The sequence below is a fragment of the Kouleothrix sp. 19917 genome (assembly GCF_057073505.1).
Genome location: NZ_CP097099.1, coordinates 6439447 through 6456617 on the forward strand (window position 1 = coordinate 6439447; position 17171 = coordinate 6456617).

A 17171-nucleotide genomic window follows, 5' to 3' on the forward strand; every position below is an offset into this window, starting at 1 on the left:
GTATGTAACTGTGTAACAGTGTAACACCGCCGCGCGTGTATGGCGAATGTTCTGGCGGAGTTGACATAGCGTCGTATTTCTCGCGCCAAACCGCTCATATGCGGACGAATGTGCTATAATACGGCCCTCGAACCGTTTCACAGCACCCTGCATAGATGCGGAGCCGCCCCATGGCCAAGCGCACATCGACGAGCCGCAAACCTGCTGCGTCACGCAGCCGAAAAACGACGCAGCGCAAACAGCAGCAGACGCCTGTTTTTGAGTTTTCGCTGCGCCCCGAGCACCAGCGCGAGCTTTTCGCGTTGGGCCTGATTACGATTGCGGCAATTACAACCGTGTTCTTTCTCACTGGCGCAGCCGGCACAGTTGGCAAACCCTGGCTCGATCTCACCCAGCGCCTGCTGGGCTGGGGCGCGCTGCTGGTGCCGCTGGCGCTTGGCCTGCTGGGCGTCGCCATCCTCTGGCAGGAGCGCCGCGAAGACTTGCAGCTTACCGGCGCGACGGTGCTTGGCACGCTGATGCTGCTGGCCTCGCTGCTGGCCCTGCTCGAATTCGCCCTGGGCCATCGCACCGACGCCGCCGACCAGATCGGCAAGGGTGGCGGGCTGGTGGGCTATGCGCTCTTGCAGCTTGCCGTGCTGATCGACCGTCCGGCGACCTTCCTGATCTACTGCGTGCTTGGCTTGTTTGGCGTGCTGCTCACCTTCAACATCACGCTGCACGAGCTGGTGACGGGCATGGCTGGCAGCTTTGCGCGCTTCTGGGTGACGATCTGGAGCGTGCCCGAGTATGATCGCGCCGAGCCACGGATTGCCCGCGCGCCCAGCCTGCCAGCCGCGCCGCGCGCCGCCGATACGCCCGCCTTCGAGCCGCCGCCCGGCGCCGACGATATTGTGGCAACGCCAATCGCGGCGCGGCCCACGCGCGCCAGCCTGTTCGACCGGCCCGAGGCCAAGGCCAAGCCCGCGCCTGCCAAAGAATCCAAGCCGGCCGCGCCCGCCAAAAGCGCCAAGCCCGGCGCGAACACCCTGCTGACCAACCTGCTCACCACCGCGCCCGAAGCTGGCATGCCCGCGCCTGCCCTGGCCGCCACCCCGCCGCCAGCGGGCGTCACGCAAGAGCCGCTGGATGGCTTTGAGGTGCCGGCCGTGCACCACGCCTGGCCCCTGCCTTCCTACGAAATGCTCGACAGCTATGTCTCTGGTTCGATCACCGACGACGAGCTGAAAATGAAGTCGCGCCTGATTGAAGACACCCTGGCGAGCTTCAAGGTCGAAGCGCAGGTGGTGGGCGTGAATACCGGCCCGGCGGTCACGCAGTTCGAGCTGCAGCCCGCCGTGGGCGTGAAAGTCAGCAAGATCACCACGCTGGAAAAAGACCTGGCGCTGGCCTTGCAGGCACATTCGCTGCGCATCGAGGCGCCGATCCCCGGCAAGGCCGCCATTGGCATCGAAATCCCGAACTCGTCGATTTCGATTGTGGGCATGCGCGATGTGATTGAGAACACAGGGTTCGAGAATTCCAAGACCAAGCTCAAGCTGCCGTTGGGCGAGGACGTGTCGGGGCAGGCGGTGATTGCCGGTATGGAACGCATGCCGCACCTGCTGGTGGCTGGCAGCACCGGCTCGGGCAAGAGCGTCGCGGTGAACTGTTTTGTCTGCGCGCTGCTGATGAAGCACACGCCCGAAGACCTGAAGTTCATCATGGTCGACCCGAAGATGGTCGAGCTGATCGTCTACAATCATATTCCGCACCTGCTCTCGCCCGTGGTAACTGAGCTGGAGCGCGTGGTGCCGACGCTGAAGTGGGCCGTGAAGGAGATGGAGCGGCGCTACAAAGTGTTCGCCAAGCACGGCTTCCGCAACCTCGACAGCTACAAACAGGCTGCGCGCCGCCGCGCCGACCTGGAGCCAATGCCCTATATCATCATTATTATCGACGAGCTGGCCGACCTGATGATGATGGCGCCCGACGAGGTCGAAACGCTGATCTGCCGCCTGGCGCAGATGGCGCGCGCCACTGGCATCCACCTCATTCTCGCCACGCAGCGCCCCTCGGTCGATGTTGTGACGGGCTTGATCAAGGCGAACTTCCCGTCGCGCATTGCCTTTGCCGTTACCTCGCAGATCGACTCGCGCGTTATTCTGGACATGAACGGCGCTGAGCAGCTGCTTGGCCGCGGCGATATGCTCTACATGGCTGCCGACGCCGCCAAGCCCATTCGCGTGCAGGGCACCTACGTTTCCGACGCCGAGGTCGAGCGCATTGTGACCTTCTGGCGCAACGCCAAGCCGCCCGAGCAGGGGGCCGAGGTCGGGGAACAGGGATCGGCAACAGCAAACCAGGGAATGAGCAAAGATGGTAAGAACGCGCCGTCAGCCCCTAAACCCCAAACCTCAACCCCTGGCCTGGGCGAGTACCTGAGCGTGGAAGAACAGGATGAGCTGCTGCCCGAAGCGATCAAGCTCGTCAAGCAGCACCAGCGCGCTTCGGCCTCGCTCTTGCAGCGCCGCCTGCGCATTGGCTACAGCAAGGCCGCGCAGCTGATCGACCTGCTGGAGCAGCAGGGCGTCGTTGGCCCGGCCGAGGATGGCCGCTCGCGCGAGGTACTTCAGCCCAGCGACTAGCCACCGCACAAGCCGCCGCGATCGTGTAGAATAGCGCCACGTGCCATTGTGCCGGGCGCTTTTCTGGCACTAGAGAAAGAAGGCGACTATGCCGGCTCCGATCATGCCGATTTTCGACGGCCATAACGACGTGCTGCTGGCGTTCTACGAGCGCGACCGCGGCGTCGATGTCACGTTTTTCGACCGCAGCAGCAAGGGCCATATCGACCTGCCGCGCGCGCGCGAGGGCGGCCTGGCCGGCGGCTTCTTTGCCGTCTACCTGCCCGCCGATCCGAGCATCCCCAAGGCCGACGAGCTGGCTGAGACCGACACGTCTTCCACGCCGCTGCCCGAGCCGCTTAGCCTGGGCTACTCGCAGCGCACCGCCATGGCCATGGCCGGCATTCTGTTCCGCATCGAAGCGCAATCGCAGGGCCAGGTCAAGGTTGTGCGCACCGCCGACGAGCTGGCCGCCTGCCTGCGCGATGGCGTGATGGCGGCGATTCTGCACTTCGAGGGGGCCGAGCCGATTGATGCCGACCTGTACGCGCTGGATGTGTTCTACCAGGCCGGGTTGCGCTCGCTCGGGCCAGTGTGGAGCCGCCCAACCATTTTTGCCGAAGGCGTGCCGTTTCGCTTCCCGCACTCGCCCGACACCGGCCCCGGCCTGACCGACGCGGGCCGCGAGCTGATCCGCGCCTGCAATCGGCTGGGCATTATGGTCGACCTGTCGCACCTCAACGAAAAGGGCTTCTGGGATGTCGCGGCCCTGTCCGATGCGCCGCTCGTCGCCACCCACTCGAACGTCCACGCGATCTGCTCCAGCCCGCGCAACCTCACCGACCGCCAGCTCGACGCGATCCGCGAGTCGGATGGCATGGTCGGGCTGAACTTCCATATTGGCTTTTTGCGCCCGGATGGCAACAGCAAGCTCGATGCGCCGCTTGAGCTGATGATCGAGCATATCGACTATCTGGTAGAGCGGCTGGGGATCGAGCGGGTCGGCTTCGGCTCGGATTTCGACGGCGCGAAAATGCCCGCCACAATTGGCGACGCGGCCGGGCTGCCGAAACTCGTTGCGGCGCTGCGCGAGCACGGCTACGACGACGCGGCGCTGCGCAAGCTGGGCCACGAGAACTGGCTGCGCGTGCTGCGCAAAACGTGGAAGTAACGAGCAGGAGTCAGGAGTCAGGGGTCGGGAGTCAGGAGGACTTACGCTTTCTAAAGCCTTCACGAACGATAATTTCAGCTTACAGCCGAGAGCAAAACGGTTGAGCCACAGAGCGCACAGAGGCCACTGAGGATGGTAGCCAAAACTCGGAGTTCTCGGTGTTCTCTGTGGCCCAATACTTCTGCGCTTTGCTACAATTGATGATCCTGCTGCTGTAGCATAAAAAGAGGAAGGGTGAGGTGTTTTGTACCTGCCCTTCCTCTTTCGTCCTTCGTCCTTCGTCCTTTGTTCGTCGCCGCGCTTACGCCCCCTGGTAATCGGCCAGCGCCGCCTCGAAGCGCGCCACGCTGTCGGGCAGGCCGCCGGGCCGGTTACGCGCCAGCCACACCTCGCGATACTCCGCAATAATCGCGCGCATATCGTCGGCCAGGGCTTGCGCCTGAGCTGCGTCGGGGTTGTGCGCGTACAGGCCGCGCTGGCAGGCGTGGCGCAGCAGCCGGACGGTTTGCGCAAGCTCACGCGCCAGCAGCGCGCCGTCGGGGCCGGCAAACTGCGCCTGCGGCAGCGTTGCTGTCACCTCGTCGATTGCCTCCAGCGCGCGCGCAAAGCCTGCCGGCAGCACGTTTGTATCGGCGCGCACGCTGGCAACCGGGCGCTGCATGGCCCAGAACAGCGCCGACGAATTGCCCGGCTCGAAGCCCAGCGCACGGTAGATATTCCCCAGGTCGTAGGCCACTCGGCCAGCCACACCAGCCGTGTCGTGGAAGGCAAAGCGATCGAGCGCGGCCGGCAGATTCGCGTTCTGATTCGCCTCGAAAGCCCAGCTCAGGGCCGCGCCAGCCGCAAAGCCCAGGTAGCTCACCGGCAGCGCCTGCCAGTGGCCGCGGTCGCCCCAGTCGGTGTTCAGGTAGCCAACCGCGCCGTGGCGCAGGCCGTGCTCGGCGGCGGCGCGCAGGTTGCCCAGCGCGTTGTCGGTGCGGCCGCCAATTGTGCACCAGGCGGAGGTGCCGGGGCAGACGTAGAAAGGAATGCCCGACTCGGCAAAGCGCGCGCCGTGCTCGGCAAAGGGGTGCGTGGCCTCGTAGCCCCACTCCAGCGCGATCACGCCGGGCGGCAGCTCGGGCACCAGCTCGGGGTGCTGCATAATAATGTCGCCCCAGAACTGTGGCGTGTGGCCGCGCTCCTGCGCCGCCAGCAGCACCTGCCGCAGGAAATCGAGATAGACCGGCCCTTCGCCGCGCTGCTCGACTTCTTCGCGGCTGCGGCCCTGCCCCAGATCGACTGTCTCGTCGCAGCCGATGTTGACCTGCGTGCTGCTGAAGTGTGGCAGCAGCTCGTCGAGCAGCGAGCGCACCAGCGCGATGCTGCCAGAGTCGGAGGGGCACAGGCTGAACGGCCCCTGCATGCGCGTATTCCAGGGCGTGTCGAACTCGTCGTGGGTTTCGGCCAGCGCGGCGTAGCGCGGGTGCTTGAGCCAGCGCTCCATGTGGCCGAAAGTATTCTGGTTCGGCACCAGCTCGATGAAGCGCTCGCGGCAGAAGGCATCCAGCTCCAGTATTTCCGCGCCCGTCACTGGCGAGGCGGCGGCCCAGACATCTGGGTGCTGCGTGTAGGCGAAGGTGTGCTCGGTGTAGAGCTGAAGCTGGTTGATCTTCCAGCCCGCCAGCATCTCCGTCAGCGCCAGCAGTGTCGCCTGGGTCGGCACTTTGTCGCGGCTGATATCGAGCATCACGCCACGCACGGGGAAATCGGGCCAGTCGTGAATTTCGAGGCAGGGTAACTTTGCGCCGCGCTGCTCGACGATCTGGATGAGCGTGCAGACGCCATAGAACGCACCGGACGCGTCGTGCGCCGTGATGAAAATCTGCTCGGGCGCGATAACGAGGTGGTAGCCCTGCGCCTCGCTCACCGCCGCCGAATCGACCTTGATGCGAATGCCGCCCGGCGCAGCGGCAAAGGCCGCCAAGGGCCACGCGCCCGCCGCAGCCGAAAGGAGTGCGGCGCGCAGGCGCTCGCCGGTGGCGCGCAGCTCGGGCGCAGGGGCGAGCACAATCGGCTGGTTTGGGTCTAGCTGAAATTCGCCCGCGCCCGGCGTGAGCGTGCGCGGCTGGGGAAGCAGCACCAGGGTGTCATTCATCGTCGAATCCTTTTCTGAAGCGGTCGCGGCTTGTAGCTGCAAACAGTTGGCAGGAGGCAATCGGCATTTTCCGAAGCGCCCGCGCCCTATTGTACCGCACAGGATGAAGTCGATCCACAGATTACGCAGATTACGCAGACAGCACGTTCTAAAGCAGAATTATAATCTGTGGCATCTGTGTAATCTGTGGATGTTTCGGCCCTACGCCACCAGCACACCATTCACAAACAGCGCCGTCAGCAGCGCCAGCAGGCCAAGCATCGCAATCACCAGCACCTGCCGCACCCACAGCTTGCCCGTCCACTGCGCCAGCACAATGAAGGCAGGAAAGCCCAGCAGCACATGGCGCGACACGCTCCACGGCCAGCTGCTCAGGTAGGGCGGCAGCAGAAACAAAACCAGCGTCAGGCTGTACAGCCAGGGCAGGCGTAGCAGCGCGCCAGCCGTCAGCACCAGAAACCCGATCCAGAACAGCGCCTGCACGGTTGCCAGCGGCCAGTTATCGTAGATAAAAATGTGTCCATAGAGCGCCTGCGGCAGCACCCACGGCGGGCTAAGCTCGTTATGCCAGCTTTGCTGCGCGATCATAAAGGCGAAGGGCGTGCCAAAGCGCTGCCACTGAAACGCCATAAACAGCGCCAGCGCCAGCGGGGGCAGCGCAGCCGCCAAAACGGGCGCGCGAATCGCCCGCCAGCGCCAGCCAAGCGAGTGCAGGTAGGCCAGCACCAGAATTGGCGCAATCAGCACGCCCGGCAGACGCGCCAGCGTCAGCAGAAAGCCCAGCCCGCCGGCCAGCCACCAGCGTTCGCGGCGAATTGCCCATATTGCCGCCACCAGCAGCAGCAGCGTGATCGACTCGGTGTAGGCGGCGGCGAAAAACAGCGACGTTGGGCAGACAACCAGCAGAATGAGCGTGCGGTAGGCGACCGTGGTGCCGAAATCGCGCGACACCAGGTCGTAGAGCACCAGCAGCGCGCCAAAAAAAGCTGCCTGCGCAACCAGCACCGCCGCAAACTCGACGCTGATAGTGGTGGCGAGCGAGAGCCAGCGCGACAAGAGCGGGTAGAGCGGGAAGAAGGCGATGCTCGGCCAGCGCGTGTCGCGAAAGGTGTAGCCGGTGGTGGCAATCGCTACGTAGGCGGTGCTATCCCAGTGCACCCAGGCGTCGGCCAGCGCCGCGCGGAGGAGCGACATGCCCGCAAAGCTGGAGTTATCGGTTCCCACCACTTCCTTGATCGGCGCGAATACGGCGCTGTAGTGCAAGCCCAGCGCGGCAAAGCACCACATCAGCACGCGCCACGCCGCAAACACGATCCCAGCGGCGGCCAGCGGCCGCGTAAATGCGCGGCCATCCAGCCGGCTCAGCTGCAGCACCGTGGCGATCACGCCAATCAGGATCACCACGCCCCACCATGCCGTCAGGCTGAAGTTCCCGCGCCCGGCCCAGCACAGCAGCGCCAGCACGCTCGCGAGCGCCAGCGGGGCCACGCGCTGCTGCGCCACGGTGCCGCGCCCGCGCAAGCCAGCCACACCCCCCGCCAGCACCAGCAGCACGCTCAGCACAAGCTGATACGGCGGCGGCGCACTGCCCATTGCCCGCACGCTGATGCGGTCGAGCAGCAGGCCAAGCGGGCGGGGGTCGTTGCCGAGCCTGGCGGTTCCGCTCTGCAGGCGCAGCGTGATATCGCCCTGCGCGTCGGGCGTGGCCGCCAGGTCGTAGGTACGGATGCCGCGCACCTCGCCCAGATCGCGCGCCTGCCCGTTGACAAACAATTGCGCCGGCACGCTCACCGACGCGCCCGGCCCGCCCATGCGAATGCTGATGGCGAACTGGCTGGCGCCTAGCTGCGGCAATCGCAGGGTCGCGTCGCCGTTGGTGTAGGCGTAGGAAAATGCGTCGTTCGCCTCGGCCCGGTACACGCCGCTCATCGTCTCAACGCGCGAGCCGAGGTCGTGGTTGATCGCCACCGGCCAGGCGTAGATGCCCGCCAGCAGCAGCACAGCCCAGGCTGCCGCCAGCACAAAGCTGATCAGCAGCTGGCTGGTGCTCTGGCTGCCAGCGCGGATTTGCTGTTTCACAAGAATGCTGTCGCCTTCCATCGTTTCCCCTGCCGCGCCGAGTGCGCAAACGGCGGTAGTATACCACTCTGCCGGCCAGCCGCACTGTGCTACAATACGCGGCATTCCTGCTATAGCCGAAAGGAATGCGCCATGACAGATACGCCGGAGTATCGCTTCTGGCTGGCTGGCGAACAACGCGCCGGCACGCCCTATACCGTCGCCTGCCCCTACGACGGCCAGCCGGTTGGCAATGTGCACCGCGCCGGCCCGGATGATCTGGAACAGGCCACGCAGGCCGCCGTGCGCGCCTTTGCAACCACCCGCAAGCTGCCCGCGCACAAACGCGCCGCCGTGCTGCGCAAGGTTTCGGAAACGATTGCGGCGCGCGCCGAAGAGCTGGCGCGCACGATTGCGCTGGAGGCGGGCAAACCGATCAAGCAGGCGCGCATCGAGGTCGGGCGCAGCGTGGGCACCTTCGCCACTGCCGCCGACGAGGCCAGCCGCTTTCACGACGAAGTGCTGCATCTCGATGCGCTTGCGGGCGGCGAAAATCGCCCCGCGATCGTGCGGCGCTTCCCAATCGGCCCGATCGCGGCGATCTCGCCGTTCAACTTCCCGCTCAACCTCGTGTCGCACAAGCTGGCCCCGGCGATTGCGGCCGGCTGCCCGGTGGTGCTCAAGCCCGCCACCCAAACGCCTGTTTCCGCGCTGAAGCTGGCCGAAATTATTTACGAGGCGGGCTGGCCGGGCGAGGCGCTGAGCGTGCTGCCGATCAACAGCCGCGACGCCGCGCCGCTGGTGGAAGACGAGCGCTTCAATCTGCTGACTTTCACCGGCTCGCCAAGCGTGGGCTGGGCCATGAAGGGCCGCGCCGGCCGCAAGCGCGTGACGCTAGAGCTGGGCGGCAATGCCGGCGTGATCGTGCATTCCGACGCCGATGTGGCTTTTGCCGCCGAGCGCTGCGTGGTGGGCGGCTTTTCCTACGCTGGCCAGAGCTGCATCAGCGTGCAGCGCATTTTTGTGCAGGAAGATGCCTACGAGGCCTTTATGGACGCCTTTGTGCCGAAGGTGCGCGCGCTCAAGGTCGGTCATCCGCTCGACGAGGCAACCGACCTGGGTTCGGTAATCAGCAAGGACGAGGGCGAGCGCGTGGGCGAGTGGCTGCACGAGGCGCGCGCCGCCGGGGCCGAGTGCCTGGTCGGCGGCGATGTGCGCGATGGCGTGGTACAGCCGACCGTGGTGGTGAAGGCTGGCCCCGATCTGCGCGTCAACAACCACGAAATTTTCGCGCCGGTGGTGACCGTGCAGACCTACCGCACATTCGAGGATGGGCTGGCGGCGGTGAACAACAGCGATTTCGGCTTGCAGGCCGGCGTGTTCACCAGCGACATCAAGCGCATCTATCAGGCGTTTGAGGCGCTCGAAGTTGGCGGCGTGATGGTGAATGAAGTGCCAACCTGGCGGCTCGATCCCATGCCCTACGGCGGCGTGAAGCAGTCGGGTTTTGGGCGCGAGGGTTTGCGCTACGCAATCGAGGAAATGACCGAGCCGAAGCTGATGGTGATCAATCTGTCCTGAACAGATGCAGGTTGCAGGTTTGCAGATTGAGCCACCTGCAAACCTGCCCACTGCCCACCGCCCGCTGCTTACTGCCTACCGCTGCCTATCGGTCGATCCATGTCCGCCAGTCGTCGGCAAGCTCGTCGAGCGATTTGCCGAGCACCTTCTCGTAGTTAGCCGAGCCAGGGGCGCGCCCGCGCCCGCTCGTGTACAGCCGGTCAACAGCATCCCAGCCATACTGGCGCGTCAGGTAATCGACAAACGAGGCCCATAGCTCGTAGGCGTTGTTCGCGCCCGAATCTTCGGCAGTCAGCAGGCGCATTGGGATGCCCCGCGCCTTGAGCTGCTGCGCGCGCTCGCGCCACGTCGAGGCGCCGCACTTGTCGAGCCAGCGGATGCTTGCGATCCAGGTGGCCATGCCTTCGTGCAGGATCGTGTCGGCCTTGCGCTGGTTGTCTTCGCCGTAGCGCTGCGCCTCAAGATGGTGCCCCAACTCGTGCATCACCACTGTGGTGGCGTTGCCGAGGTCTTCCTCGGGTTGGTAGTAGATCTCGGCGCGGTGCTCGGCGGTGTAGGCCATGCCACGCACGCCACGTGTGGGCGGGGTGCGGTAGAAGCCAACCGACACGCGGTGCTTCAGTGTGGTGCCGAAATAGTCTTCGGCGGCGATCAGCACGCGCTCGAACTTGGCGGCGCGGTCGATGATCTGCTGCTCGGTGAAGGTATTCTTGCCAACGTAGAGGTCGAGGCGGGCGGTTTGCGCCACCAGTGTGCCACGCATGGCTGGGCCATCGCCGGGGATGCGGGCGGGCGCGGGGCGCGGGCGCGGGCGCGGCGCAGGCACACGCGGCGCGCGCATGATGTCGGCGTCGGCGCCCGCGCGCAGGTGCGCATAGGCCGGGCGCGCGGCCGGGCGCGGCTGGGCAGCAGCGGCAGGTGCTGCGCTGCGCCTGGCTGGCCGCGCCGCAAGCAATTCGCTTGCGCCGAGGGCAGCACGTATCGGGACAAAGGGCTGCGCGGCGATCAGGCTCACAAGCAAGACCGCGCACAGCAACACGCCCAATGTTCGGCAGGCGATGCGGATCATGGCATGGCCTGGCGTGCTCGCCACAGGGTGCCTGCCGCCCGCGTGGGCCGCAGTGTCGCCTCGGTCGTGGCGTGCATCTTCAATTCCCAGAAATGCATGGCTCTCATGTACCATCCTTTCGCATTATTGTCAAACTGCTACGACGTTCGATGGAGAGAACATCCGCCGAAATGCTGAGTTGCAAAAGCCATGCACCTGTGATATAATTCACGCATCAAGAGAAAATGATTGCGGCGGTCATTCCAGCGCAATGCCATCCTGGCGAATGCGCGAACCGGCTCCACGTCGCCCCCATATACCTCAACGGCTGCCCGAGCAATCGGGCGGCCGTTTCTGCTTTTACACGCACGCGCATCCGCTGCCAGAACTGGCATGTTCGCTTGTGGCGCAAGGGGCCATGCGCGCATGCCGGCACGGGCATGCGGGCGTTGAGTTCAGCTACCCAGCAATCAGAGTTGCCATGATAACGTTGACAAAGAAGAAAAGGTTACGAGGGGGATGCGTACTATTTTTTGTGGCGCCGGTGTGAGGGAGCGTGGCGCGCAGGTGGGGCATTTCTGCGCGCCTGTGAGGTTTATTCCGCTGCGACAATCAGCACTTCCAGCGTGCGCGGGCCATGTACGCCTTCCACGCGGTTCAGCTCGATGTCCGAGGTTGCCGAAGGGCCAGAGATTAACGTGATTGGGCGGCGGCCTTCGCGCACGGACGGGGCCAGCCGCGCAATTGCTTCCGGCACCAGGTCAACCACCTGCTCGGCGCGCACCACGCACAGGTGGTAGTCGGGCAGCAGGGTGATTGCGCGGCGGCCCTGGTATGCCCCCGCGTCAAGAATGATCGTGCCGGTCTGGGCGACACCGAGCGCGCAGCCGGTCAGCACGCCGTCGCTGGTGTCGAGCTGCTCATTGCTCAGCATGTCGTCGCGCAGCAGCTCCACGCCCTCGGGTGCCCACTCAGCGGGCAGGTCGGCGGGCACCACCAGGCGGCGCACGCCACGCCGCGCGCAGGCGTCGGCAATCGCGCCGGGCAGCTCGCCTTCCACAATCTGATGCACCGTGGCTTTATATTCGGCCACGCGCTCGGCAAAGCGCGCAATCAGCTCGGGGCTGGCAGCCGCGCCGGCATGGCGGTACTCGCGCGCCACGGCTACCTCGGCGGGCTGCTCGGCGGCGGGCACATCGCGCAGGGCGGTGCGCACGCGGCGCAGAATTTCGGTGCGGGCATTGCTCATAGTTGCCTCTTCATGTGTTGCAGGTTGCAGGTTTGCAGGTTGCAGGTTTGCAGGTTGCAGGTTTGCAGGTTGCAGGTTTGCAGGTTGCAGGTTTGCAGGTTGCAGGTTGCAGGTTGCGCGACGACCAAGACCGGATGATTCACCACAGAGACACAGAGGCACGGAGTTTTGGAGTTGCATGCTTGCAGGTTCTCGGTTTGGGCGTATTGCAATACGCCCTTCGTTGGTTCTTGGTTTGGGCGTATTGCAATACGCCCTTCGCTGGTTCTTGGTTTGGGCGTATTGCAATACGCCCTTCGCTGGTTCTCGGTTTGGGCGTATTGCAATACGCCCTTCGCTGGTTCTTGGTTCTGTGCCTGCTGCCCACTGCGCTCACCCCGTCACTTCTTCCCGCCGTTGCGTTCACGCCACCACTCGCGGAAGGTTTGATCGGCCACTGGGAACAGATCGCGCATGGCCGTCCAGCCCGCCAGCGGCCCCGGCAGAAACGGAATCGCGTCGCCACGCACCAGCGGCCACTGGCCGAGCCGCCCCAGGCGCTGCGCCTGCTCGTACAGGCGCGGGCTTTCGAACATGCGGCCGAGCGCCTGCATGCCCACGTTCTCCGGGTCGAGCCGGCTGATCAGGCCGGCCTGTTTTTTCTGCACCACGCGCCCGCGCATATGCACCAGCACCTCGGGAATGTTGATCTTCACCGGGCAAACCTCGTAGCACGCGCCGCACAGCGATGAGGCGTAGGGCAGGGAACCCGCCACATCCACGCCAACCAGCTGCGGCGTCAGGATTGCGCCGATTGGGCCGGGGTAGACCGACTGGTAGGCGTGGCCGCCGGTGCGCTCGTAGACCGGGCAGATATTCAGGCAGGCGCTGCAGCGAATGCAGTTCAGCGTCTGGCGGCCAATCTCGTCGGCCAGCACATTGCTGCGCCCATTGTCGAGCAGCACCAGATGGAATTCCTGCGGCCCGTCGCCCGGCGCCACGCCCGTCCACAGCGAAGTGTAGGGATTCATGCGCTCGCCGGTGGATGAGCGCGGCAGCAACTGCAGAAACACCTCAAGATCCTGCCAGGCCGGGATGACCTTCTCGATGCCCATAATCGACACCAGTACCGGCGGCAGCGTCAGGCACATGCGCCCGTTGCCCTCGGATTCGACCACGCAGACGGTGCCCGTTTCGGCAATCGCGAAGTTCGCCCCGCTGATCGCAACCGGCGCGCTGAGGAACTTGCGCCGCAGGTGCGCGCGCGCGACTGCCGCCAGCGCTTTCGGCTCGTCGCTTAGCTCGCTTACGCCCAGCGTGCGCATAAACAGCTCGCGAATTTCGGCGCGATTCTTGTGGATGGCCGGCACCAGAATGTGCGATGAACTTTCGCCCGCCAGCTGAATGATCAGCTCGGCCAGGTCGGTTTCGGTCGCGGCGATGCCGGCCGCGTCGAGCGCGGCGTTCAGCCCGATCTCGTCGGTGGTGAGCGATTTGACCTTCACGACCTCGCGCGCGCCGTGGCTCTGCACGATCTGCGTGACGATCTGGTTGGCCTCGCGGGCGTCGCGCGCCCAGTGCACATGCCCGCCAGCCGCTTCCACCGACGCCTCAAGCTGAAGCAGGTAGTCGTCGAGGTGGCGCAGCGTGCGCTCCTTGAGTGCACGACCTGCCTCGCGCAGCGCTTCCCAATCGGGCATTTCGCCCACCACACTGGCGCGCTTGGCGCGGATGGTCTGGGTGGCTTTGCCCATGTTGCGGCGCAGCTGCGTGTTTGCCAGCGCCTCCTTGGCAGAGGCATAAAAGCTGATTGGCTCGGAGGGCAGTCCTGCATGTTTCATAGTATTGTCCATCCGATGTTTGGGCGAGGCATTCGCCCCAGGCTTCCGGTCACGGTTTGGGCGAAGCATTCGCCTCGCGCTTTATAGTGACATGTTGTGCGAGCGCAGTTTGGGCGAAGCATTCGCCACGCGCTTCCGATCATGGTTTGGGCGAAGCATTCGCCTTGGAAAAGATCGATAATATAAACATATCGTGAGGCGAATGCTTCGCCCTTACGAGACGTGCCTGTGAGCTTCGACCTTATGAGATACGATCTCTGATCTCAGACGTCTACTCCGTCGCGGCCAGGATTTCGGCCAGGTGGATGGCGCGCACGCCTGCCCGTTGCCGGTGCAGCGCGCCGCCGATGTGCATCAGGCAGGAGTTGTCGGCCGAAGCGCACACCTCCGCGCGTGTGTCGAGCACGCAGCGCAGCTTGTCGCCCAGCATGGCCATGGATGTGTCGGCATTTTTCACGGCGAAGGTGCCGCCAAAACCGCAGCACTGCTCGGCGTTCGGCAGCTCCACCAGGTCGATGCCGCGCACCTTGCGCAGCAGGCGCAGCGGCGCGTCGCCCAGGTGCAGCACGCGCAGCGAGTGGCAGGTAGGGTGGTAGGTGACACGGTGCGGGTAGTAGGCGCCCACATCTTCCACGCCGAGCTTGTGCACCAGAAATTCGCTCAGCTCATACACGCGTGGCGTCAGCGCGGCCACATCGGCGGCCAGCCGGCGGTCGCCCGAAATTTCGGCCACGCGCCCATAGAACTCGCGCACCATGCCCACGCACGACGCCGAAGGCGCGACAATCGCCTCGTAGGGCGCAAATGTCTCGACGAAGTGGCGCACCAGCGGGATAGACTCGCGCTGGTAGCCGGTGTTGAAATGCATCTGGCCGCAGCAGGTTTGCGCCTGCGGGAACTCAACGCGGTGGCCCAGCCGCTCCAGCAGGCCGACCATGGCGCGGCCAGTTTGCGGGAAGATCGTATCGTTGAAGCAGGTAATAAAAAGGGCAAGCTGCATCGCGATTCCTTCTTATTTAGCCGTCCACCCGCCGTCGATCACCAGGCACGAGCCGGTCACAAAGGCGGCCTCGTCGGAGGCAAGGTAGAGCGCGGCGGCGGCAATTTCGTCGGGCCGACCCATGCGCCCAATTGGCTGGCGGGCGTGCAACTGGCCGCGCACTTCGTCGGCAGTGTCGGGGAAGTTGCGCGCCAGGTAGCCTTCCACGAATGGCGTGTGCACCGTGCCGGGGCAGATCGCATTCACGCGCACGCCGCTATTGGCAAAATCAATCGCGACCGAGCGGGTGATGCTGATCACCGCGCCTTTGCTGGCGCTGTAGGGGAAGCGCCGGTCGACCGCAATCATGCCCGCCACCGAGGCGATATTGATGATGCTGCCGCCGCGCGGCTCCTGGGCCAGCATCTGGCGCAGGCCCTCGCGGGCGCACAGAAACACGCCGCGCGCATTCACGCCCATCACACGGTCCCAGTCGTCGGCGGTGGTTTCGAGAATGTTGCCAACGTGGCTGATGCCCGCGTTGTTCACCAGAATGTCGAGCCGGCCCTCGCGCTGCACCACCTCGGCAAAGGCGGTCGCCACCTGCGTTTCCTGCGAAACATCAAGCGTTTGCGTGGCAGCCGCGCCGCCCGCGCCCGTGATCTCGGCCACCACTGCGTCGGCGGCGGGAGTGTCGCGGTCGGCGACGATCACGCGCGCGCCCTGCTTGGCGAACAGCAGCGCAATTTCACGGCCAATGCCCGAGCCCGCGCCAGTGACCAGCGCGATTTTTCCGTCTAGCTGAAACATACAACCTCGCTATGAACTGAGAAGCGGCGTATGCAATACGCCGAAACGAGAACTATTTGAGGGTTTAGGGTCTGGGGTTTTGGGATTGGGCCAACAACCCAAAACCTTCAAACCTTCAAACCTTCAAAGAACCAAGAACCGAGAACCAAGAACTGAGAACCGAGAACAAAGCAGTCGGCAGCAGGCAGCCGGCATGAAGCCGTGCTCCACAACCTTCTCACTTGCAAACCTGCAACCTGTCAACCAGAAACGAGAACCAAGAACCGGCAACCTGCAAACTTGCAAACCTGCAACCTGTCAACCAGAAACGAGAACCAAGAACCGGCAACCTGCAAACTTGCAAACCTGCAACCTGTCAACCAGAAACGAGAACCAAGAACCGGCAACCTGCAAACTTGCAAACCTGCAACCTGTCAACCAGAAACGAGAACCAAGAACCGGCAACCTGCAAACTTGCAAACCTGCAACCTGTCAACCAGAAACGAGAACCAAGAACCGGCAACCTGCAAACTTGCAAACCTGTAACCTTCAAACCACCATATTTCGTGTCTTCGTGGTTGAGGTTTTCACCCAGATCATTCCCGCGCAGCACGCACACGCCCAGCCGAGCGTGCGGCGAAGCGCACCAGCACGCGCTCTTTCATTGCCTGGATGTGCTGCTCCATCGCCGCCGCTGCGCGATCTGCGTCGCCTGCGAGCATGGCCTGTACAATCAGGTCGTGCTCGCCAAGCGCGCCCGCCATCAGCGAGTGGTCGCGCAGCCCGCCAATCAGGAAAATGCCGATCTGGGCGCGCTGCTCGGCAATGGCGGCGGCGAGGCGGCGGTTGCCAGCGTGCGCGGCAATCAGGCCGTGGTGAAAATCGATCTCGCCGCGCAGCAGCCGCGCGCTCATGTCCTGCGCGCCGGGCAGGGCCGCCCGCAGCTCGGCTACCTGCGCCTGCGCCGCGTGGATCTGGCTGGCGCTGATGTGTGGCAGGGCCGCGCGGATCGCCGCCACCTCCAGCACCGTGCGCAGGTCGTACAGCTCGCGAATATCGTCGGCGCGGTAGATGGTGACATGAAAACCACGGCGCGGGCCGGTTTGCACCAGCCCAATGCGCTGGAGCTGATGCAGCGCCTGGCGCACCGGCGTGCGGCTCACACCCAACTCAGCGGCCAGCGCCGAGTCGGAAAGGCTCTCGCCCGGCTGGCGCACGCCTTCCACGATCTGATTCCAGAGCGCGCGATACACGCCATCCACCAGCATGGGTGAAGGGCCGGCAGCGTCGGCGATTGCCTGCCACAGCGTATCGCCAACCGATTTGTTGGTGCCAGGTGGCGCGCTCATCATAATTTAGGGCTTATGCAGTTGGCCTGCTGAGCCTTCGGCAGAGCGGTACTTACTTTTCTTTGTGTACGGTTTTTCCGCGCTACGCGCGGAAAAACCGTACACAAAAATGATCGTTTTGCCTTGCTGCCGCAGGCGAAAAGCACAGCGTCGGGCACCCACTGAATGATGCCAAAGAGCGCAACTGCATACTATGTAAATTGTTCTAGGGAGTTGAATACAAAAAGTATAAATCACGCAACCACGCGAGTCAAGCCTGAATTGCAGGATTCTCCACCCCATTGCGCAATCTTGTGATATTTGACACAGGGCACTGCCTATGCTAGACTCGCCGGCACTCAAGCATCCCATTTTCCGCAGCACCATGCCCCGCGTGGTGTGCGG

Annotated in this window: 11 protein-coding genes and 1 pseudogene; 4 read left to right on the top strand and 8 right to left on the bottom strand. The window is 64.4% G+C overall.

Annotated elements, in window-relative coordinates; translation table 11 throughout:
• Positions 1-170: 170 nt before the first annotated feature.
• Complete coding sequence (locus M1P90_RS26055; protein ID WP_483698506.1) at positions 171-2627, top strand: DNA translocase FtsK; 2457 nt, start codon at positions 171-173, stop codon at positions 2625-2627.
• An 88-nt stretch (positions 2628-2715) separates the two neighbouring features.
• Positions 2716-3777, top strand: coding sequence for a dipeptidase (locus M1P90_RS26060; RefSeq protein WP_483698507.1), 1062 nt, complete (start codon positions 2716-2718; stop codon positions 3775-3777).
• Positions 3778-4078: 301 nt separating this feature from the next.
• On the opposite strand, the gene M1P90_RS26065 is transcribed toward M1P90_RS26060, so the two are convergent.
• Together M1P90_RS26065 and M1P90_RS26070 are read right to left on the bottom strand one after the other, a co-directional pair.
• Positions 4079-5914, bottom strand: coding sequence for a beta-N-acetylhexosaminidase (locus M1P90_RS26065; RefSeq protein WP_483698509.1), 1836 nt, complete (start codon positions 5912-5914; stop codon positions 4079-4081).
• 201 nt (positions 5915-6115) lie between these two features.
• On the bottom strand, positions 6116-7993 hold the full coding sequence (locus tag M1P90_RS26070; RefSeq protein ID WP_483698510.1) for a mannosyltransferase family protein: 1878 nt from the start codon (positions 7991-7993) through the stop codon (positions 6116-6118).
• A gap of 132 nt (positions 7994-8125) precedes the next feature.
• Between M1P90_RS26070 and M1P90_RS26075 the strand changes: the two genes are divergently transcribed.
• Positions 8126-9553: an aldehyde dehydrogenase family protein gene (locus tag M1P90_RS26075; RefSeq protein ID WP_483698512.1), complete on the top strand. Its 1428-nt coding sequence runs from the start codon at positions 8126-8128 to the stop codon at positions 9551-9553.
• Positions 9554-9638: 85 nt separating this feature from the next.
• Here M1P90_RS26075 and M1P90_RS26080 read toward each other — a convergent pair whose 3' ends face one another.
• Positions 9639-10646: a hypothetical protein gene (locus tag M1P90_RS26080; RefSeq protein WP_483698514.1), complete on the bottom strand. Its 1008-nt coding sequence runs from the start codon at positions 10644-10646 to the stop codon at positions 9639-9641.
• Positions 10647-11196: 550 nt separating this feature from the next.
• The gene (locus M1P90_RS26085; protein WP_483698515.1) at positions 11197-11850 is read right to left on the bottom strand and encodes a LutC/YkgG family protein; all 654 of its coding nucleotides are present in this window, start codon (positions 11848-11850) and stop codon (positions 11197-11199) included.
• Here M1P90_RS26085 and M1P90_RS26090 point away from each other — a divergent pair.
• Positions 11834-11947: pseudogene (locus M1P90_RS26090) on the top strand (pentapeptide repeat-containing protein); the annotation flags it as partial. The gene M1P90_RS26085 and the pseudogene M1P90_RS26090 overlap by 17 nt on opposite strands.
• A gap of 283 nt (positions 11948-12230) precedes the next feature.
• Here M1P90_RS26090 and M1P90_RS26095 read toward each other — a convergent pair.
• The 4 genes from M1P90_RS26095 to M1P90_RS26110 form a co-directional block, all read right to left on the bottom strand.
• Entirely contained in the window at positions 12231-13670 is a 1440-nt protein-coding gene (locus M1P90_RS26095) for a LutB/LldF family L-lactate oxidation iron-sulfur protein (RefSeq protein ID WP_483698517.1), read from the bottom strand.
• A gap of 271 nt (positions 13671-13941) precedes the next feature.
• Positions 13942-14670: a (Fe-S)-binding protein gene (locus M1P90_RS26100; protein WP_483698518.1), complete on the bottom strand. Its 729-nt coding sequence runs from the start codon at positions 14668-14670 to the stop codon at positions 13942-13944.
• Between the two features lie 12 nt (positions 14671-14682).
• On the bottom strand, positions 14683-15459 hold the full coding sequence (locus M1P90_RS26105) for an SDR family NAD(P)-dependent oxidoreductase (RefSeq protein WP_483698519.1): 777 nt from the start codon (positions 15457-15459) through the stop codon (positions 14683-14685).
• A gap of 575 nt (positions 15460-16034) precedes the next feature.
• Complete coding sequence (locus M1P90_RS26110) at positions 16035-16790, bottom strand: GntR family transcriptional regulator (protein WP_483698521.1); 756 nt, start codon at positions 16788-16790, stop codon at positions 16035-16037.
• Between the last annotated feature and the right edge of the window lie 381 nt (positions 16791-17171).